Origin of the sequence: Thiothrix sp. (genome assembly GCF_028714775.1) — a bacterium.
GTDB lineage: Bacteria > Pseudomonadota > Gammaproteobacteria > Thiotrichales > Thiotrichaceae > Thiothrix.
In genome coordinates this window covers 103,181-121,146 of sequence record NZ_JAQTLS010000008.1, presented here as the reverse complement: position 1 = coordinate 121,146, position 17,966 = coordinate 103,181, and the positions used below count along the sequence as shown (strand labels likewise).

21 protein-coding genes are annotated in these 17,966 nt (G+C 51.0%); 7 read left to right on the top strand and 14 right to left on the bottom strand.

Features of this window, described 5'->3' with window-relative positions; all coding sequences use genetic code 11:
- Window positions 1–16 precede the first annotated feature (16 nt).
- Window positions 17–469 (bottom strand): hypothetical protein, encoded by a 453-nt coding sequence (locus PHE17_RS09275; protein ID WP_301015556.1) that lies wholly within the window; start codon window positions 467–469, stop codon window positions 17–19.
- A gap of 110 nt (window positions 470–579) precedes the next feature.
- On the opposite strand from PHE17_RS09275, the gene PHE17_RS09270 reads away from it, so the two are divergent.
- Window positions 580–1,140 carry a Uma2 family endonuclease gene (locus tag PHE17_RS09270; RefSeq protein WP_301015555.1) on the top strand — a complete coding sequence of 187 codons (561 nt, stop codon included), beginning with the start codon at window positions 580–582 and terminating at the stop codon, window positions 1,138–1,140.
- A gap of 101 nt (window positions 1,141–1,241) precedes the next feature.
- Here the strand turns inward: PHE17_RS09270 and PHE17_RS09265 are convergent, their stop codons facing one another.
- The 4 genes from PHE17_RS09265 to PHE17_RS09250 form a co-directional block, all read right to left on the bottom strand.
- The gene (locus PHE17_RS09265; RefSeq protein WP_301015554.1) at window positions 1,242–2,237 is read right to left on the bottom strand and encodes a hypothetical protein; all 996 of its coding nucleotides are present in this window, start codon (window positions 2,235–2,237) and stop codon (window positions 1,242–1,244) included.
- Between the two features lie 283 nt (window positions 2,238–2,520).
- Window positions 2,521–3,432, bottom strand: coding sequence for a hypothetical protein (locus PHE17_RS09260; protein WP_301015553.1), 912 nt, complete (start codon window positions 3,430–3,432; stop codon window positions 2,521–2,523).
- A 250-nt stretch (window positions 3,433–3,682) separates the two neighbouring features.
- Entirely contained in the window at window positions 3,683–3,928 is a 246-nt protein-coding gene (locus PHE17_RS09255; RefSeq protein ID WP_301015552.1) for a hypothetical protein, read from the bottom strand.
- A gap of 53 nt (window positions 3,929–3,981) precedes the next feature.
- The gene (locus PHE17_RS09250) at window positions 3,982–4,386 is read right to left on the bottom strand and encodes a hypothetical protein (protein ID WP_301015550.1); all 405 of its coding nucleotides are present in this window, start codon (window positions 4,384–4,386) and stop codon (window positions 3,982–3,984) included.
- A gap of 249 nt (window positions 4,387–4,635) precedes the next feature.
- Between PHE17_RS09250 and PHE17_RS09245 the strand changes: the two genes are divergently transcribed.
- Window positions 4,636–5,403: an arylamine N-acetyltransferase gene (locus PHE17_RS09245; RefSeq protein ID WP_301015549.1), complete on the top strand. Its 768-nt coding sequence runs from the start codon at window positions 4,636–4,638 to the stop codon at window positions 5,401–5,403.
- 94 nt (window positions 5,404–5,497) lie between these two features.
- Here PHE17_RS09245 and PHE17_RS09240 read toward each other — a convergent pair whose 3' ends face one another.
- The 3 genes from PHE17_RS09240 to PHE17_RS09230 all read right to left on the bottom strand — a co-directional run bounded on the left by PHE17_RS09240 (window position 5,498) and on the right by PHE17_RS09230 (window position 7,405).
- Window positions 5,498–6,091: an EF-hand domain-containing protein gene (locus PHE17_RS09240; protein ID WP_301015548.1), complete on the bottom strand. Its 594-nt coding sequence runs from the start codon at window positions 6,089–6,091 to the stop codon at window positions 5,498–5,500.
- A gap of 144 nt (window positions 6,092–6,235) precedes the next feature.
- Window positions 6,236–6,772, bottom strand: coding sequence for an rRNA large subunit pseudouridine synthase E (locus tag PHE17_RS09235; protein WP_301015547.1), 537 nt, complete (start codon window positions 6,770–6,772; stop codon window positions 6,236–6,238).
- Between the two features lie 57 nt (window positions 6,773–6,829).
- Entirely contained in the window at window positions 6,830–7,405 is a 576-nt protein-coding gene (locus PHE17_RS09230; protein ID WP_301015546.1) for a hypothetical protein, read from the bottom strand.
- 208 nt (window positions 7,406–7,613) lie between these two features.
- Between PHE17_RS09230 and PHE17_RS09225 the strand changes: the two genes are divergently transcribed.
- Genes PHE17_RS09225 through PHE17_RS09215 form a run of 3 tightly spaced genes read left to right on the top strand, consistent with a single transcriptional unit; the run spans window position 7,614 to window position 10,485 of the window.
- Complete coding sequence (locus PHE17_RS09225) at window positions 7,614–7,853, top strand: FeoA family protein (protein ID WP_301015545.1); 240 nt, start codon at window positions 7,614–7,616, stop codon at window positions 7,851–7,853.
- A gap of 3 nt (window positions 7,854–7,856) precedes the next feature.
- Window positions 7,857–10,172 carry a Fe(2+) transporter permease subunit FeoB gene (feoB, locus tag PHE17_RS09220; RefSeq protein ID WP_301015544.1) on the top strand — a complete coding sequence of 772 codons (2,316 nt, stop codon included), beginning with the start codon at window positions 7,857–7,859 and terminating at the stop codon, window positions 10,170–10,172.
- Window positions 10,129–10,485, top strand: a complete 357-nt coding sequence (locus PHE17_RS09215; protein ID WP_301015543.1) for a FeoC-like transcriptional regulator — start codon at window positions 10,129–10,131, stop codon at window positions 10,483–10,485. Before feoB ends, PHE17_RS09215 begins: the two co-directional genes overlap by 44 nt.
- Here PHE17_RS09215 and PHE17_RS09210 read toward each other — a convergent pair.
- From PHE17_RS09210 to PHE17_RS09200, 3 genes are read right to left on the bottom strand one after another with little or no spacing between them, the layout of a single operon-like run.
- Window positions 10,368–11,726 carry a deoxyribodipyrimidine photo-lyase gene (locus PHE17_RS09210; RefSeq protein WP_301015542.1) on the bottom strand — a complete coding sequence of 453 codons (1,359 nt, stop codon included), beginning with the start codon at window positions 11,724–11,726 and terminating at the stop codon, window positions 10,368–10,370. The two genes, PHE17_RS09215 and PHE17_RS09210, sit on opposite strands and share 118 nt — an antisense overlap.
- Before the next feature lie 13 nt (window positions 11,727–11,739).
- A complete protein-coding gene (locus PHE17_RS09205) occupies window positions 11,740–12,681 on the bottom strand; it encodes a DUF523 and DUF1722 domain-containing protein (protein WP_301015635.1) in 942 nt (313 codons plus the stop codon).
- A 38-nt stretch (window positions 12,682–12,719) separates the two neighbouring features.
- A complete protein-coding gene (locus PHE17_RS09200; RefSeq protein WP_301015541.1) occupies window positions 12,720–13,172 on the bottom strand; it encodes a PAS domain-containing protein in 453 nt (150 codons plus the stop codon).
- Between the two features lie 97 nt (window positions 13,173–13,269).
- Between PHE17_RS09200 and PHE17_RS09195 the strand changes: the two genes are divergently transcribed.
- Window positions 13,270–14,274, top strand: coding sequence for a MerR family transcriptional regulator (locus tag PHE17_RS09195; RefSeq protein ID WP_301015540.1), 1,005 nt, complete (start codon window positions 13,270–13,272; stop codon window positions 14,272–14,274).
- On the opposite strand, the gene PHE17_RS09190 is transcribed toward PHE17_RS09195, so the two are convergent.
- Together PHE17_RS09190 and PHE17_RS09185 are read right to left on the bottom strand one after the other, a co-directional pair.
- A complete protein-coding gene (locus tag PHE17_RS09190; protein WP_301015539.1) occupies window positions 14,252–14,647 on the bottom strand; it encodes a roadblock/LC7 domain-containing protein in 396 nt (131 codons plus the stop codon). The genes PHE17_RS09195 and PHE17_RS09190 overlap by 23 nt on opposite strands.
- A 185-nt stretch (window positions 14,648–14,832) precedes the next feature.
- Window positions 14,833–16,035, bottom strand: a complete 1,203-nt coding sequence (locus PHE17_RS09185) for a methyltransferase domain-containing protein (protein WP_301015538.1) — start codon at window positions 16,033–16,035, stop codon at window positions 14,833–14,835.
- Between the two features lie 155 nt (window positions 16,036–16,190).
- Between PHE17_RS09185 and PHE17_RS09180 the strand changes: the two genes are divergently transcribed.
- Window positions 16,191–17,387 carry an alanine--glyoxylate aminotransferase family protein gene (locus PHE17_RS09180; RefSeq protein ID WP_301015537.1) on the top strand — a complete coding sequence of 399 codons (1,197 nt, stop codon included), beginning with the start codon at window positions 16,191–16,193 and terminating at the stop codon, window positions 17,385–17,387.
- Here the strand turns inward: PHE17_RS09180 and PHE17_RS09175 are convergent.
- Window positions 17,384–17,965, bottom strand: coding sequence for a DUF4157 domain-containing protein (locus tag PHE17_RS09175; RefSeq protein WP_301015536.1), 582 nt, complete (start codon window positions 17,963–17,965; stop codon window positions 17,384–17,386). The genes PHE17_RS09180 and PHE17_RS09175 overlap by 4 nt on opposite strands.
- Window position 17,966: the final 1 nt, after the last annotated feature.

Sequence of the window (17,966 nt, the reverse complement as noted above, 5' to 3'; positions counted from 1 at the left end):
GTCTTATTCTAGACCGTCATTCTACGCAGTGGTTGTACTGTTTAGCAGCATCCGCAGAAATATTTTTAGCCTCATGCTCCATCCGCTGCATGATTGCCACGATTTCAGGATCGTCAGAAGGCCCCCATCCAGACGTGTACGGCAGCCCCAACCATTGATGCACCGCCGACCAAACCTGATTATCCATGTCGGGCGTATCGAGTGTCGGGCTGGCTTCACAGCAAAAATACAGGCGGGCAATGCATTCCGGCACAGAATACGGCAGCAACTTCACGTGCGTCTGACCGAAGCTCACCACATCTATGGCATCCTCCCAGTCTGGCTCAAGCTCTGCTTTCTCAAGGACGCTGAAAGCAGCCTTCAGGACGTAGCGCCACCCCTGCACTTCGGCGAGCTTACTGACCTCAGCGAAGAAATCGAAATCTTTATCGCGCTTTTTTTGGGCAATCAAATCAGTCAGAGTGTCCATTACGTACCTTCATGTACTTTCATACCCCCTGATTCTACACCATTGCGTTTGCACGGCTGTAGGCGCGGGCATAGAATGGTTCGCATCGTCCAGCCCGTTGGAGAATGTTGATGTTGCAGGCAAAACCGCTATTTAGCCGCGAAGATTATTTACAGATGGAAACGCAAAGTGGTGAAAAGCACGAATTTTTGCAGGGGCAAGCGTATGCAATGGCGGGCGGCACATTCAACCATGCACGGGTAGCGGGCAACCTGTTTGCGAGTTTGCGCCAGTTGTTGCGCGGCAAACCGTGCCAACCAATGAACAGCGATATGCGCGTGCATACGCCGTCGGGTTTGGACACTTACCCCGATGTGTCGGTGTATTGCGGGCAACCGGAATTGGGCGACAAGCAAACCACCCTGCTGAATCCGATCCTGTTGGTCGAAGTGTTATCGCCCAGTACCCGCGAGTACGACCGCAGCAGCAAATTTGCACATTACCGTTCGATTCCCGGCTTGCAGGATTATCTGCTGGTTGACCCCGAAGCCGTGTCTGTCGAACACTTTCATCGCCTGAAACGGGATGAATGGCTACTGCGCGTCTATAGCGAACGGGATGATGTGCTGGTGCTGGATGCGTTGGGGATCAGCTTGTCGCTCAGCGAGTTTTACGATCAGGCAAATGGTTAGCAGTGCACTCACAGTGCATTAGTTTTTATAAGAAACTTTCAATTTTAGGTTTTTCCTACAACGTCAACATGACGGACTTGGTGGAGAGTAGAAATTAATAATCACGGACTGACGCCGAGTTCATCGCTGATGTTCTTATTAGATTTTCCATGAAATCCTTGTTTTGAAACCATTAAATTAACTCCAAATCCCGGACTCAACCAATTACCATAGGTTACTTTAATTCTTGAATCTTCTTGATCAATAGAATATCTGTTTTGTACACCATATGTACTACATTTTTTAATTACCAGCCCATCTTCACACCTGAGAATTATAGTCAATTGATCGCAAGCTTTAATAGTTTTATATGAAAAAACCTGCCAATGATCTTCCCCATACTCTATTATTCTTCTTGAAACATTGATCTGAGATAAATTATTGAATTTTTCAGGGACTTTGATCTCCCACATTTGGGACATAGTTGAGTCTTTATTTTCAATTGACTCTGCATTTTTATCCGTTAATACTTCCTCTATATCTCCCGAACCTCGAATTATGGTCTTAATATGTTTTGACCGCCCATCTTCAAGACCAAGAAGTATCGGCTCAAACTTATCTCCAATTTTATAAACTATATAATCAATATCAAATTCAACCTGAATACAATTTCTGTCTTCATTATAAGAGGCGACAGCATCCAATATCATGTGCCCACGGTAACATTTATCAAATAGACTCATCGAATCATTAATATATTGATTGAAATAATCATTAATCCCAGAATACACATTAGACAATTCTTTCGCTGGCTTCAAAACAATATGAAGAAGTTTTCTTTGCTCTTCAGAACTCAAACGCGCAATAAAATCTTTGGAAATAATAATATTTACAAGCCTTTCCCTAACAAGAGTTAAAAACTCCTCAGTACCAATTATAAAAGTAAATATATTAGCCACAAAAATAGCAATACCTATATTTTGCAATAAAGAAGATATTAATTTTAATATATATAAATGTGATTCATGAGTACTCACAACATCACTTACAACCAGCCCAATTAAAATTAAAATAATAGATATATAAAACCAAATAGAGAAAAATTTTTTCAAACTCATATGTAAAATGCATCTCCAAATCTAACAGCATCAACGACACGAAAACTATAAAACCGCCCCTCCCCTCTTACTCACAATAGCCAACCGCTCAGTGTTCAGTCAAACCTAACCAATTGATTTACAAAACACAATAAATACATGAGCAAACCCTACATAAAATTATACAGCCGATAGATATACAGCGACAAACAAACTTCCACATTAATGTCAACATGACGAGCACGGCATGGAATAAATTGGGTGAAGTTGCGGGCTGTCATTGCGTCCATCGTCGGCATAATCGTTAGAGTTTCTTGACTTCTGGATTAGTTATTTTCTCTAGCGCCGCCGTAATTAATGCTTCACGAGTTCCAAGAAAATATAACGCATGAGCAAAAAACATATTTGCCAAAATAGAACCCCAATTTGCACTTATTGCCAACCCTAGATATAAGTAATATGTGTATACATTGTCATAAGTATACTTGTATTTTTCATGATCAATAGATTTGTATATAAGATACGGGATAGCCAGTAGAAAAATGATAGAAAACATGCTTTGCACCAACTTCATAACCGAAGAAATAAGAGATTCCTCTTTTATCTTTTTGGGCTGTTCACTTTTTTCTTCTATTTTTACGTATTTTGCGTTATCAGAATACACGAGCATCTCTACTTTAGAAAGATTTGTGGTTATTACAACTCCTGACATCGCAGAACCAGGGATTAATTCATCTTTTGCAATGCGTGCCGACTTCTTATCCTTTGAAATATCAACTTTCGTTTTTATATCTCCATTTTTAATAACCACATCTTTTATCTCAGTTTCCGATTTTATATCTATTTTTATATCTTTTAGGGACTTACCCGAAACATGCTTAACATCAAATTCATTGTTAATGTCTTGCTTTTTATTAATGAGGTCTTTTGATAATATATCATATATGTCTTCTGGTATTTTATCCTTATCAAAAGTCTTAATATTAAAAGTATATGTGGGCGTATTTTCTATATCTTTACTATAAAAATAGTGACCATCTCTATATTGCAGATACATGACAAATACTGATGCCATAGCAGCAATAATTGTTAATATAGTACTAATTTTAAATTTCGGCAGCATAGTTGCTCTATTTTTTACTCTAACAGTGTCAATAATACGAAAACTATCGCACCAGGTTTTTCCTCTTATCACAATAGCAAGCCTTTCGATCATGCAACAGGCTATGATTCATGTGGAAAAATCAAAGCATGAGCAAACCTTGCATGAAATTATACAACCGATGGATAGAAAGTGACAAGTAAACTTCCGCAGACTGCATATGCATCGCCCGTCCCGCAGCGCCTATACTCTTCCGCCAGAACAAGTTAACCAAGGAATGACAATGATTGCCAAGATTTTCAACCTCTTTCATGTCCGGGATCGACTATGCATCACCAATCAAACCCGTAAAAGCCCCGTTCAGTTACTTGAGCTTGGCAAGACGCATATCATTACGCTGGGCTGTTGATACATTGTGAATCAACTCATGAATGACCTGATTTTGCTTCTTGTGGAGCAAGGTTGCCAGAAAATCCAACTCCCGCGCCGTTTCTTCGGGCATGGTGAAGTTTTTGCGAGTGGCTTTCGGAGGTGCTATTTTGCAAAACTGCATATGCGCTACTGAAGCTCCAACACCCGCGAGTACGACCACAGCAGCAAATTTACGCATTAGCGCTCGATTCCTGATGGTTAATGATTAACTTAAATTCATTGATTTTTATATTAAAGGAAAACACTAGCAAAATCTGCTTTTGCGAGTTTTAACAATTGTACTAGCTTTACTCTTTGTTTCCATGGCTTTAGCTTTGCCGGAAGTCTACTAAGCCAATGACCATTTGGACCCACTCCAGCATTTCTCTTTAAAGATAACGAAATACTGGTAGGTAAATTTTTCTGATCTAACACATCAGTAAAATGCGAAATCTCATGCAGCGAGCTGAACCGTAATTCTATACCCAAGAAATAAAGCCTTAACACAGGAAAGCCTTTACCACCAACTAACCTAGACAATGGCGGCTCATAGTTATTTACATCAAAGGCTGCACCTTTAACTTTTGGCACATGAACCCAAAAAGTAAGAGGAGTTTCAGGGTATAAGGTGCTAAATGTTATTTCGTACTTTTTCATCTTCGATGCTAACAGTGTTAATACTGCGGAAACTATCGCTACGGGTTTTCCCGTTGTCATAATAGCAAGCCTTGCGGTCAGTCCATAGACTTTTGATTTAGATAAAAAATCAAAGCATAAGCAAACCTTGCCCGGAAGTATAGCGCCGATAGATATACAGCGACAAGCAAACTTCCGTATCCTGCATCTGTATCGCCCGCCCCGCAGCGCCTATACTCTTCCGCCAGAACAGCTAACCAAGGAATGACGATGATTGCCGAGACTTTCAACCTCACCGATTACTGCCAGCGCATCGGTTTTGATGGCGAATTGCGCCCTGACATTGCGACCGTGCAAGCATTGATGCAGCACCAGTTGCGCAGTGTGCCGTTTGAAAATCTGGATGTGTTGGCAGGCAAGCCGATTTCGCTCAACCCCGATGACATTGTGGCGAAAATCATTGGGCAGCAGCGCGGCGGTTATTGCTACGAGGTGAATGGTTTATTTGCGATGGCGTTGCAAGCATTGGGGATTCCTTACCAATTCGTTGCTGCCCGCCCGATGTTTTACCCGATGAAACGCCCCCGAACCCACATGGCTTTGCTGGTCACGCTGGATGGCGCGGAATGGTTGTGTGATTTGGGGTTTGGCAGTTACGGCATCCGCGAACCGCTGCGCGTGGATGTGTTGGAAACGCCCGTGATGCAAGCTGGCGATACTTTCATGCTGGACGAAGAAGGCGGCGATTTCGTCCTCAAAGCGCAAGTGGATGGCGCATGGGCGAAGCAGTACGGTTTTAACCGCTGCCCGGTCGAGTGGATTGATTTTGCCCCTGCCAACTGGTTGAACTCCACCCACCCCGACGCGGTGTTTACCCAAAAACCGCTGGTGGTGCTGTTCACCGCAAACGGGCGCAACATCCTGTTTGGCGACAGTTTCAAGCAAATCGCGGATGGCATCACCACCCAACGCACCCTTGAACCGCACGAACACGCAGAAATATTAACGGCGCACTTTGGCCTTACCCAAGCGGGTTAAATCTGATGTAGGGGCAGACCTCGGTGTCTGCCCTGTTTGCCGCAGAAGGGCAACCACAGGAAGTTGCCCCTACGGGATTTACCCAAGCAGCTTTTTACTTTCTGCCCTTTGGCTTAGGCAGTTTCGGTGGTTTTGGCAACTTGGCAGGCTTGGCAACGTATTCGTCTTTTGACAGCTTGGCATCCGGGGTGATGGTATCCATGCTGGCGAATTTCCACATCTGTCCGGCAACCGGCTCATTCCCTACCAACGCGGCATTCAATTCATCGGTGGAAAGGCTTAAATCGCTGTTGCCATCCATGATAGAAAATACCGTGGCGGCTTGGGCAACATTTTCCCCAACGGCAAACACACTGAGGAATTCATCGGAACTCACCCCACCGCTGTTGTCCTTGTCCATCACCTTGAACATGGTCGCCAAGCGGACACTGCGTTTGGCATCCAGCATGGCTTTGTATTCCGCCCATGTCAGGAAGCCATCCTTATCAATGTCAGCGCCATCAAATTCAGCAGACCGCGCCGCCGCCATTTCCTCAAGGCTGACTACGCCGTCCTTATTGGTATCGTATTTCAACAGCTCTTGGTTCAGCTTGCTCTGGCCTTCCAAAGCAACACCATCACCACCCGCGAACGCCGGGGCGCACAGGCACAGACCTAATACAGCAGCGGATAAAACGTGCAGTTTCATAACGACTCTCCATTTATTTTTAGTATTCAATTGGTTATAGGGGGTATCGGCGGCTATAAAACGCCGATGAACTGACTATACGCCCAGCTTATAGCTGAACAACACCTGAAGGCCGATGACTGGCGGTTTTACGGGGATAAGTGGTCAGGCTTCGCGCCATTCGCCACTGGCAATGCCGTCCAGCGTCCACGAACCAATGCGGTAGCGGATCAGACGCAAGGTCGGGAAACCCACCGCAGCGGTCATGCGCCGCACTTGGCGGTTGCGCCCTTCGCTGATGGTAATTTCCAACCAAGCATCGGGAATGGCTTTGCGCACGCGGATCGGCGGGTTCCGCGCCCATAATCCGGCAGGTTCGGCAATAATCTGTACTTTGGCGGGGCGGGTCATGCCGTCGTTGAGCATTACCCCATCACGTAAGGGCTGCACATCGGCCTCGGTTGGCGAGCCTTCCACTTGCACCCAATAGGTTTTGCTGGTTTTGTGTTTGGGGTCGGCGATTTTATGCTGCAAGCGCCCATCATCGGTGAGCAGCAGTAAGCCTTCGCTGTCGCGGTCGAGCCTTCCGGCTGCATAAACGTTGGGGACGGTGACGAAATCAGCCAAAGTTTGCCTGCCCTGCCCGTCGGTAAACTGGCAGAGGACATCAAACGGCTTGTTGAAAAGGATAATACGGGACATGGATGCACAAGGTAGTCAACACCCGTGCATCATAGCAGAACTTGCCGCCGTCAGGTTTCAGTCGCCTTTATGATGCAGCGCCTGCATGACCTTTTTATTGCTGATGTCGACCGCAACCTTGCCATCGCCTAAGTCTTGCACGGTAACTTCATCGCCTTGGCGCTGCCATTTCACCGACTGCGTGCCAGTTTCATCGGGCTTGCCGAACAGGTTGATGATTTTCTTGCCGTGCTTGTCGTACAAGGCTTCGTAATTGCCGGAAGTCTGCAACTCAAGTTTCAGGTGGCACAGTTGGTTTTCCACAAAGGTAGCGGAAAAGCTGGTGAGCTTTTCATCCCACAGCTTGCCAACCTGCCCGTCGACAGGCACGGCAGTGCAATCTTCGGTGATGTAAGCCTTGCGCTTGTCACCCAACCCGGTTTTGCCCGGTTTGCATTGCATCGGTTTGCTCAGCAGCGCATCCAATTGTTTACCTGCATCCGCGCGTTTGTCCCCCAGTTTCACCGCATCCAGACCGTAACGGTCAAGTTGGTCATCGTCCGGTGCTGCCAGCATGTCTTTTTCCACCCGACCACAGCCCCCCACGGTGAGCAGCAAGATTGATGCAGCAAGTAAGTAATTTGTTGTTTTCACAGCAGCCCTCATATCTGTGAAGAGTAAAAATACCCTCCCCGGTACATTGCCGGGGAGGAATTTGAGGAGTCCACAACCAACACGCAACAGTCAAACTTGCGTGTCAGGGTTTATGACATTCCTTTATAGAAAATGTTCAGCGACTCTTGAATATTAGCATGACGTGATATAAAGTTGAGAATCATTTTCATATACAGGTAGCCCTAGCATGAGCTTAGCCAATACCCAAACCCTCTCCCAAGTGGCGGAACACGCTTCTGCTCACATCCATGCTGTCCAGACCGACACCCCGACACGCATCCGCTTGCTGGGCATGGGGCTAGGCACGGGTACGCGGATCGAAATCTTGCGCAACCGTAAAGGCGACATTGTACTGGGCAATGGCAACAACCGCATCAGCCTTGGACATACCATTACCGATAAAATCGTAGTCCACGTACAGGAGTAAGTTGTGGCGAAGGAATGCTGTAATACCGACGACCGACGTTGCCCCAAAGCACTGCTGGCACGGGAAATCGCCCTGCTCGGCAACCCCAATGCAGGCAAGACCACGCTGTTCAACCTGCTGACCGGCGCACGCCAACGCACTGGCAACTGGCCCGGCGTGACGGTTGAGCGCAAGGAAGGCCAATGCCGCCTGCTCAACGAAGATTTGCATGTGGTTGACCTGCCCGGCACATATTCCTTGGATTACAGCGATACCTCAGCGGATGAGCGGGTTGCCCGCAATTTCGTGCAAGAGCATCCTGACCACTTATACCTCAATATTGTGGACGCCAGCACGCTGGAACGCGGCCTTTACCTGACCCTGCAACTGCGCGAACTCAATGTCCCCATGATCGTGCTGCTCAACATGATGGATGTGGCGGAACGGCGCGGCATGAAAATCGACATCCAAGCCTTGCACGAACGCTTGGGTTGCCCGGTGATCCCGGTTTCACTGCGCCAAGACAAAGACTTACACCCTGTCCACCATGCGATTTGCCACTACCTGCCCAGCGCTTCCGCCATCCATTTCGACATTCCTTATCACGCAAGCGTGGAAAAGGTGCTGCACACCATGCAGACCCAAGGGCGTGACCGCAGCGAAGCCTTACTGACCTTACAAACCAGCAAAACCGAAAGCAGCGTTGCCCCATTGCACCAGCAGGTCGAAACCGAAAGCGGTGAAGCCTTTGATTTCCTGCTGGCGGATGCGCGTTTCGACCTTGCCACCCGCATTGCGCGGGAAGTGGTGCACGAACGCGGCAAGATCAGCCGTACCCTTTCCGACAAGGTAGACCGTTGGGTGCTGGGAAGCTGGACGGGCGTGCCGATTTTCCTCGCGATGATGTATTTGCTGTTCCTGTTTAGCATCAATTTGGGCGGGGCCTTCATCGACTTTTTCGACCTGACCCTGCAAACCGTGGCGGTGGATGGTACGCGCCATTGGCTGGGCGGTTTCGGTACGCCGGAATGGTTGGTGACATTGCTGGCGGATGGGTTAGGCGGCGGTTTACAAGTGGTGGCGACCTTTATCCCCATCATTGCCGCGTTGTATTTGTTCCTGACCTTGTTGGAAGAATCCGGCTACATGGCGCGGGCAGCGTTCGTGATGGATCAATTCATGCGCAAACTGGGGCTTTCCGGCAAAGCCTTTGTACCGCTGATTGTTGGTTTCGGCTGTAATGTCCCGGCGATCATGGCGGCGCGGACATTGGATAGCCACCGCGAGCGCGTCCTTACCGTGCTGATGGCGCCATTCATGTCCTGCGGGGCGCGGCTGGCGGTGTATGCGCTGTTCGCAGCGGCATTTTTCCCCACAGGCGGGCAAAACATTGTGTTCCTGCTGTATCTGGTGGGCATTGCGTTTGCCATCCTCACCGGCTTGATCATGCGCAAGACCTTGCTGCAAGGCGGCGCTGACCATTTCGTGATGGAAATGCCGACTTACCAAGTGCCTAGCTTGTACAACATCCTGATCAACACCTGGGGCAAGCTGAAAGGTTTCATCATCGGTGCGGGCAAAATCATTGTGCTGGTGGTGATGGTGATCAATATCGCCAACAGCCTCGGCACGGATGGCAGTTTCGGCAACCAGAACACCGAAAAATCCGTACTGAGCGCCACCGCCAAAGCCATCACCCCGGCATTTTCCCCGATGGGGATACGCCAAGAAAACTGGCCTGCCACGGTCGGCATTGTCAGCGGCTTGCTGGCGAAAGAAGTGGTGGTGGGGACGTTGGATGCGCTGTACGGGCAGATGGAAACGGGCGGATCGCCTGCGGGGCAGGCTCCTACAAAAGATGATACTTTCAATTTGGGCACGGGTTTGCAGGCAGCGCTTGCTACCATTCCGGCTAACCTTGCCGATAAGTTAGGCAGCTTGAGCGACCCGCTGGGTTTTGGCGCGGTCGATAAGAAACCAGATGTCAACAGCGCCACTTTTAGTGCCATGCAGCAACGGTTTGATGGCAAGATCGGCGCGTTTGCTTACTTGCTGTTCATCCTGATGTATTTCCCCTGCGTGGCAGCGACGGGCGCGATGTACCGCGAAACCGGCGCACGCTGGGCGGCTTTGGGCGTGGCGTGGAGTACGGGCTTGGGGTATGGCGCGGCAGTGCTGTTTTACCAACTTGCCACTTTCGCGCTGCATCCCGTGCAATCGCTGGTGTGGACGGCGCTGATTCTGGGCGCATTTACATTAACCGTTTATGCTTTTTACTTGGCGGGGAGGAAAGGTCATGATGCTGGGGGAAATCCGCGACTATCTGCAACGACGGGGTAACGCCAGCTTGCAGGATGTAGCGACACATTTCGACATTGCCACCGACACTGCCCGCTTTGCGCTGGGTTATTGGCAAAAGCAGGGCAAGGTACGGGAAATGGCGGCGGGGTGTGGTTCCGGCGGGTGTGGGAAAGGCTGCGGTGGTTCTGCTGCTGTTTACGAATGGGTGAAGCGCGAGATTCCGCTGATTTTCACTCAAACCGTGCCACTGCCCGCAATCCGCTTAAACCTCTCCAACGCCCGCTCGCGACTAGCTTTTAAGTCAACGATGGGCGAAGAACAGGGCAATTCAGGAACCCAGCGGCGGATATAATCACCCGCCGCATCAAATTTCTGGCTTTGCAGGATCGGGTTAAAGATACGGAAATACGGCGCAGCATCCGCCCCGCAGCCTGCTGTCCACTGCCAGCCGAATACATTGCTGGCAAGGTCGGTATCCACCAAGGTGTCACGAAACCAGTTTTCCCCTGCCTGCCACGGGATCAGCAAATTCTTGGTTAAAAACGAAGCCACGATCATGCGCACGCGGTTGTGCATCCAACCCGTGTGCCACAACTCGCGCATTCCCGCATCCACGATAGGGAAACCCGTTTGCCCGCGCTTCCAACGTTCCAGCAGTTCTGCTGTATTTTCTGCCCAGGGAAATTGCCGGAAACGTACATCCAACGCCTGATCAATCGTCTGCGGAAAGTGGCAAAGCAAGTAATAGCTAAACTCGCGCCAGCCGATTTCCTGCATGAAATGGCGTAAGCCGCTTTCCGCGCCGGGGTGTTGCGTAAGAAAGTGTTCCGTGTGGTAAACCGCTTGCTGGGGGCTGATTTCCCCGAAATGCAAATGCGGGGATAAGCGTGAGGTCGCGGGTTGGGCGGGGAAATTACGCGCATCCTTGTAATCCGCGCCGCTGTCTGGCAGGAAATCAAGCAACCGTTGCAGCGCTGCGGTTTCGCCCACTTGCCAATGCGCCATCATTGGCGTGTCCCAACGGATGCGCGGCAACAGGCCGAAGGATTCCAACGATTCGCTGGCAACAGGCACTGTAGGGGCGGGAATGTGTGGTGGCGAGGGCAATGGCAAGCGCTGGATGCCGCTTTTCAGCATGGCCTTCCAATACGGTGTGAAAACTTTGTAAGGCGTGCCGTCGCTTTTGAGCACTTCCCACGGCTCTTTCAACAAGCTGGCGTTGAAACTGTGGACTTCGCAAACCTGCCGCAACGCCGCCTTAATCTGCGTGTCGCGGGAAAGGCTGGCGGGATCGTAAACCCGATTCCAATACACGCGGGTTGCGCCCGTTGCCGCGATCAAGGCTTGCAGGATGGGCAATGCTTCGCCTTGGCGCAAAACCAAGCGGTTGCCCACGGCCTGCAAATCCGTATCCAAAGCTTGCAAACTGTGATGCAGCCACACAGAACTCGCTGCCCCCAACTGGCTAACGGTGGTCGGCGTGGGGTCGTGGATGAAAAGCGGAATTACCTGCCCCGCCGCACGGCAAGCGTGGTAGAGCGCGGCATTGTCAGAGAGGCGCAAATCTTGGCGGAACCAAACGATAGCGGTCATGGAGCGTCTTTGCTCACAACTGATTTCTGAGCATCAGCTTGCCCGGATGCGGGTTCAGGTAATGCTGGCGTTCAATGTAGGCATTGGGATGCCGCCGGAAATGGTGTTTCAGCAAAGTAATCGGCACGACCAACGGCACATAGCCGCTGCGGTAATCGTGGATGGTTTCCAGCAATTCGGCGCGGTCTTCGCCATCCAATTGAGTTTTCAAATAGCCCATCAGGTGCATCAGCACATTGGCGTGATGCCCACGTGTCACCCGTTTTTCCAGTGCCGCCATCAGCAATTGGATGTAGCTTGCCATCAGTTGCGGGAAATCGGCAGCCGTGCCCGCTTGCGCCACGAGTTGCCCCAATTGCTTGGCATTGTGCTGGTCGTGTGCCATCAGGATGTATTTGTGGTCAGCGTGGAAATCCACCAATTTCGCCGGAGTCGGCCCGCCAGCCACCAAACTGCGCCAGCGGTGATAGACGAACACGCGCTCGATGAAATTTTCCCGCAATACCGGATCGCACAAGCGCCCCTCTTCCTCTATCGGCAACAACGGGAAATGTTCGCGTAAGCCTCGTGCGAAAATCCCCACCCCATCACGCTCCGGCGGCAATTTCGGCTTGTCTGGGTTGTAGACTTTCACCCGTTCCATGCCGCAACTGGGCGAATTCTTTTTCAGGATGTAACCGCAAACGTCTTGCAATTGGGAAATGACGGTGTGGATGTAAGCGCCCAGCGCGTCGGTGTGGTCAATGGTTTCATTTTTCACATTCACCGCACGGATCGTGTCATCACGACGGATCAAGTGGATGGTCGGGCGCGGGATGCCCAAACCCGCCCCGACTTCCGGGCATAGCGGCACGAAATCGAAATATTGCCCCAGCACATTGGTGATGTACGGGTCGCGTTTGTGCCCTGCGTCAAAGCGGACTTCGTGCCCGATCAAACAGGCGCTAACACCGATGGTGATGCGTTGGGGGGAATCGTTGCAAGGTTCGGTATTTATGGCTTTTCTTCCAGTTGTTTGATGCGCTCTTGCGCGGTTGCCAGTTGTTGTTGCAACAGGACTAAATCGGTTACGTCTTTTTGGATGCCGATGTAATACGTCACGCCTTCCTGCGCGTCGAAATAAGGGGTGATACTTAACTCATTCCAAAACAAGCTGCCGTCTTTACGGTAATTGCGCAGGATAACTTGTACAGATTTCCCGTTTTCAATGGCAGCGCGGATTTTTTCCCGCTCGGGTTGGTCTCGGTCGTCGTTTTGCAGGAAGCGGCAATCCTGATAGAGGCAGTCATCCGCTGCATATCCCGTGAGCCGTTCAAATGCTTGGTTGACGTACAGCAGAATGGTGTCGCTGCCTTCGCGCTCGGCAATGGTGATACCGTGTTCGGCATGGTCAAGCAGTGCTTGCAGCAGGACAGGACGGATGGCAGGTGATTTTTCGTTAGTCATGCAGCATCTCCATCGTTCTTGGCAGGAATCCTAATGTTGTACATAGGCTGTACTTTACTTATAATTAAAGGATATTTCCACAAGGCTGACAAAGCACATGCAAAAGCCACTCATCGAAGAAGCCGCGCTATTCCCTATCGGTACAGTATCTGAGCAAACTGGCGTAAACAGCGTTACCTTACGGGCGTGGGAACGCCGCTATCAGCTCTTGGAACCTTACCGCACCCCCAAAGGCCACCGCCTTTATAGCCAACAAGACGTGGATAGAGTTAAGCAAATCGTGGGGCTGTTAAAGCAAGGTATTGCCGCCAGCCAAGTACGCGAAGCCTTAGACAACAATATGAGCACCGCCCCCAGCGTTTCCCTGCTGGCGAGCAAATCCGGTGATACCCCGTGGGCAGCTTTTCGGGAACTGTTTCGGCGTTGCGTCCAAAAGCTCGACATACAGTCATTGGACGCCGCTTTTAATGAGGCCATTTTCCTTTACCCACTCGAACTGGTTGCCGAACACCTGATTTTCCCAGTGTATCGCCAAACCCTCAAACAAGCCGAATTGCTGCCATCCACGACCGTGGACTTTACGTTCCTGCATGAATTTTTGTGCGCCAAACTGGGGCTGCGCTATTTGCAGCATAATGTCCATGCGACCAACAAGCACTTGTTACTGGCAAACACGAGCGGGACAAATGAACAGGTAACAGCCTTATTATTGGCGAACCTGTTCAATATCCACGGGTACAAAGTCAATGTGCTGGGGGATATAGCCATTAACCACCTGCCAATGGCATTGGGGCGTATCCAAGCGGATGCGGTAGTGTTGATACATCATGAAAATACCGAAACGCTGCCCGTACTCGCAAGGCTGGCAGGCATTCCACTGTTTGTTTATGGTATGGCGGGCAACACCGTTAGCACCGACAGCAATAGCGACGATGCGCCCATCCATTGGCTACCCGAGAATTTGGGCGAAGCCTTCGTCTTGTTTGAAAACACCCTTCACGAGGCAGGGGAAGCACAAGAAAAAAGTAATGCAGTCGCCAGCGAGGAATTGCTTGTCAGCGATGCATTGAACCCACGGGTCACCATGTTTCGCGGCAGGTAATGCCATTTACAGCAAACCATTCCCGTGTTTGCGTGGCAAGCTGGTGGGCAGCAAGAAATACCCCGTCCATTTGCGCGTTTTCTGCCACCCAGAAAGCGACCAGAGCACTCTCTCCGGCGGGGATAACCAAAATATAATGGCCTGCTGATTTCACCAACAGATGCTCAACTTTTCCACGCGACAATACTGTGGAAGCACGCACCCCCACCGCCAACAAAGCAGAACTCATCGCACTCGCCAAGTCTCCGTCCATGCCCAAGGGTAGTGCTGAATACAGCAACATCCCATCAACAGAAATGACGGCCGATGCTTCGATGGCGGGGGTTGTTTCATTTAGGTCAAGCAAGATGTGACCCAGTACATTGGAACTCATGGTATGCCTCCAGAATACGCTGTAGTAAAAGAATTTAGTTTATAAGCATTCACTAAAATTCAACCAAGTATAGTATAGAGATGCATCTTGCTTAGGAAAAAATGCAATAAATAGCAAATAAACACTAATTCTGTACATGTATTGTATAGATATATCGCAAATTTTCACAAAATCTCACAACTTACCTAACTACTCACACAACCCCACACGGCAAACACCGGATCAGACACGGCTGTTTCACGGTAATGCGGGTCATTTTCAGGGCGCAGCAAGCCCCGGATAGATTCGGTATGCAAGCCAGTAAAGCGTCCTGTCTGTAAAAAATAATCCAACACCAAGCCTTGGCGCTCAAACGGGTGCATTTCCGTCCACAATGAAATGACTTTACTGGGGAACCAACGGGTCGAAAACGTCATGATGACCAAACCGCCCGTTTGGGTGACACGCGCCAACTCACGCATCACTTCCAACGGCTGCGTCAAGTATTCGACAGATACCGTACAAATGACCGCATCAAAAGCGTTATCGGCAAACGGCAGCGCGGGCGATTGGTTCAAGTCATGCACCAAGGAATCCTGCAAGCGCGGGTTGGCAGACAGCTCCGCCTGATTCATTCCCAAGCCCGTGACATGCAAACCTTCCAACGTTTCAGGCAAGTGGGAAGCACAACTGCTCATTAAATCGAGGACTTTCATCCCCGGCTGCAACAAGCGGGCATACAACGCCGTTACCTGTGCAATTGCGGTGGCATCCAGATGGCGAACCATGCGCGGTGCGGCGTAAAACAACCCATCATCGCGCCCATCTAGGCAGGTAAACGGGTAAGTGCGGTAAAAATCACTGGCGACCGCCGGATAAGGCGCTTGCATTCCGGGGCCTTTTTCCGTCACCAATTCGGCAATGTCGCTGCACATCCCACCGCGTTCAGGCAGTGGTGGCAGGGTTTGCACGCAATAAGCACGCAAGCGCAAAGGGTAACGCGCCAACGGATGATTGGGGTCAGCCATGAGCTTATCCGCCGCCGCACCAATCACGCGAAACGGACGAAAATCCCCCTTGTAACAATGCAAGGCTTCCCATGCATACCCTTGCGGATAGAAACGCCCCACACACGGCTCTACACTCAAGCAGGCTTGCTGGCTCGCAAACCCATGGCGCGGGAATGTGGTAATGCGCCGACCATCCTGCGCTGGCACTAACTCACCGGGCGCAAAATCTGCCGCGCAACTCGAACCAGGCGTAAGGCTTTGAATATCGCGCTCCATCACGGGCGGCAAAATATCGCGCCAAAAACTGAGCTTACTGACATGGAAACGGTCGGTATGGGTAGCAAATTCGCTTTGCCACGCCAGACTAAACTCAACCGCAGCGCGTTGGGGGCTATCCATCTTGCTTACCTCCTATTGTACAATCCCTGTACTTTACCTATAAGCCCAGTATATTTCTAGAAACCGATAAAGCCCCCCACACGGATTGCTACCCGCTCCCGGTTTTGCATTACAATAGCGGTCTTTGGCTTATTTTAACAAAACGGACACAGCAGATGATCGAACTACTCCCCCCGCCCAGTATTGTGCCGCTTGAGCATATCCTGCCGGATGAACCACTGTTGATGATGGGTGCGGGGCCTGTACCGATTCCGCAAAAAGTTGCGGCGGCAAATTCCATTGTCATCAATCACTTGGGCGAAACCATGAACCGGGTGATCGAACAAGTCAAAGACATGGGGCGCTACGTGTTCCAAACCGCTTCCAGCCATGTCATGGGGGTCAGCGGGCCGGGGTCGGCGGCGATGGAAATGGCAATTGCCAATCTGGTCACGCCCGGCTCCAAAGTACTGTGCATCACCAATGGCTATTTTAGCCAGCGCATGGCGGAAATTGCGCGGCGCGTGCGTGCCGAAGTGACTATTTTGGAAGTCCCCCACAACCAAAGCGCGGATGTGGCAGTGGTGGAACGCGCCCTGCAACAAGGGCAGTTTGACGCTGTTACGCTGGTGCAGGGCGAAACCTCCAACACCGTGTGCAACAAAAACCTCGACCAAATTGCCAAACTCGCCAAACATTACGGCTGCTTGGTGATCGTCGATGCGGTTTGCACCTTGAGCACCATGCCGCTGGAAATGGACAACTGGCAAGTCGACGCGATCATCACTGGCGGGCAAAAAGGCTTATCCTCAATTCCGGGCGTCTCATTGCTGGCGTTTTCCGAAACCGCGTGGGAGAAAAAAATCGCCCACCGCGAAGAATTGCCGTTCCACTGGTGTCTAGATGCGCAACTGGCAGACAAGTTCTGGAACCAGAAATCCTACCACTACACCGCGCCGGTTTCCGGTATCCTCGCCTTGCACGAAGCGCTGCGCTTGGTCTGCGACGAAACCTTGCCGCAACGTTTCCACCGTCACCAACGCTGTTCCGACGCTTTGCAGGCGGGCATCGAAGCAATGGGCTTGAGCTTGCTGATCGAAAAGCCGCATCGCCTCAATTCCGTGGTGGGCATTGTCGTGCCGGAACACGTTTCCGCCGATGCTGTCCGCGCCCACATGTCGAGAATCCACAAGGTCGAAATTTCCGGCGCATTCGGTTTGAACATCCTGCGGATCGGGCAAATGGGCGAACAAAGCCGCGCCTATAACCTGTTCCGCACCTTGCACGCACTGGGTTCGAGTATGCGTGATGCAGGCGCGAAGCTGGATTTACCGGCGGGGATGGCGGAACTGGAACGGGTGCTGTCGAGCTAACGTAACGCGGCGACCTTACCCAGCAATGCATCCTGCCGCTCGTAGGCTTCCACCTCCAGCGGCGCGGCGTCATAGCCCAGCACTTCCAGTTCCGTCAGGTAACGGCGCATGAAAGCTTCGCGCCCCAGCCGGTCGTGCTGGGCAATATGCACCAGTTCGTGGGCAATCACGGCGGGGTCTTCGTGCACGTAAGGCTTGAGTAAGATGGCATCACCCATCGTGCGGGCATCTTCGCTGCCCATGCCGCTAGCTTCGGCATCGGCGCGGAGTTCGGCATCATCCGGCAAAGGAAACGTTTCCAATACCACGATACGGATGTTGTCCGGCTGGCGGATCGCAAGCGTATGGGCAATGCTGCGTTCTGCCGGGTTCAGCGGTCGGCCTTGCGGTAACAGCCCGGTTTCAGCTTTTGCGTACCAAGCCAATAGGCGCGGCAGGAAATGCTCGATTTCCTGCGTCACTTTGGCGGGCGGCGAAGCCAGCGCCTGTTGTTGCGCAGCGGTTAATTCACCGGCACGAACACCCACCACCAACATCAGGCAGCAAGCCAGCAGCATAGGCAAAGCAACGGCTTTCATG

What these genes read in the sequence shown, in the direction of transcription:
- PHE17_RS09275 (WP_301015556.1), bottom strand. Translation starts at nt 469, where the DNA reads ATGGACACTCTGACTGATTTGATTGCCCAAAAAAAGCGCGATAAAGAT.
- PHE17_RS09270 (WP_301015555.1), top strand. Translation starts at nt 580, where the DNA reads ATGTTGCAGGCAAAACCGCTATTTAGCCGCGAAGATTATTTACAGATG.
- PHE17_RS09265 (WP_301015554.1), bottom strand. Translation starts at nt 2,237, where the DNA reads ATGAGTTTGAAAAAATTTTTCTCTATTTGGTTTTATATATCTATTATT.
- PHE17_RS09260 (WP_301015553.1), bottom strand. Translation starts at nt 3,432, where the DNA reads ATGATCGAAAGGCTTGCTATTGTGATAAGAGGAAAAACCTGGTGCGAT.
- PHE17_RS09255 (WP_301015552.1), bottom strand. Translation starts at nt 3,928, where the DNA reads ATGCGTAAATTTGCTGCTGTGGTCGTACTCGCGGGTGTTGGAGCTTCA.
- PHE17_RS09250 (WP_301015550.1), bottom strand. Translation starts at nt 4,386, where the DNA reads ATGAAAAAGTACGAAATAACATTTAGCACCTTATACCCTGAAACTCCT.
- PHE17_RS09245 (WP_301015549.1), top strand. Translation starts at nt 4,636, where the DNA reads ATGATTGCCGAGACTTTCAACCTCACCGATTACTGCCAGCGCATCGGT.
- PHE17_RS09240 (WP_301015548.1), bottom strand. Translation starts at nt 6,091, where the DNA reads ATGAAACTGCACGTTTTATCCGCTGCTGTATTAGGTCTGTGCCTGTGC.
- PHE17_RS09235 (WP_301015547.1), bottom strand. Translation starts at nt 6,772, where the DNA reads ATGTCCCGTATTATCCTTTTCAACAAGCCGTTTGATGTCCTCTGCCAG.
- PHE17_RS09225 (WP_301015545.1), top strand. Translation starts at nt 7,614, where the DNA reads ATGAGCTTAGCCAATACCCAAACCCTCTCCCAAGTGGCGGAACACGCT.
- PHE17_RS09215 (WP_301015543.1), top strand. Translation starts at nt 10,129, where the DNA reads ATGATGCTGGGGGAAATCCGCGACTATCTGCAACGACGGGGTAACGCC.
- PHE17_RS09210 (WP_301015542.1), bottom strand. Translation starts at nt 11,726, where the DNA reads ATGACCGCTATCGTTTGGTTCCGCCAAGATTTGCGCCTCTCTGACAAT.
- PHE17_RS09200 (WP_301015541.1), bottom strand. Translation starts at nt 13,172, where the DNA reads ATGACTAACGAAAAATCACCTGCCATCCGTCCTGTCCTGCTGCAAGCA.
- PHE17_RS09195 (WP_301015540.1), top strand. Translation starts at nt 13,270, where the DNA reads ATGCAAAAGCCACTCATCGAAGAAGCCGCGCTATTCCCTATCGGTACA.
- PHE17_RS09190 (WP_301015539.1), bottom strand. Translation starts at nt 14,647, where the DNA reads ATGAGTTCCAATGTACTGGGTCACATCTTGCTTGACCTAAATGAAACA.
- PHE17_RS09185 (WP_301015538.1), bottom strand. Translation starts at nt 16,035, where the DNA reads ATGGATAGCCCCCAACGCGCTGCGGTTGAGTTTAGTCTGGCGTGGCAA.
- PHE17_RS09180 (WP_301015537.1), top strand. Translation starts at nt 16,191, where the DNA reads ATGATCGAACTACTCCCCCCGCCCAGTATTGTGCCGCTTGAGCATATC.
- PHE17_RS09175 (WP_301015536.1), bottom strand. Translation starts at nt 17,965, where the DNA reads ATGAAAGCCGTTGCTTTGCCTATGCTGCTGGCTTGCTGCCTGATGTTG.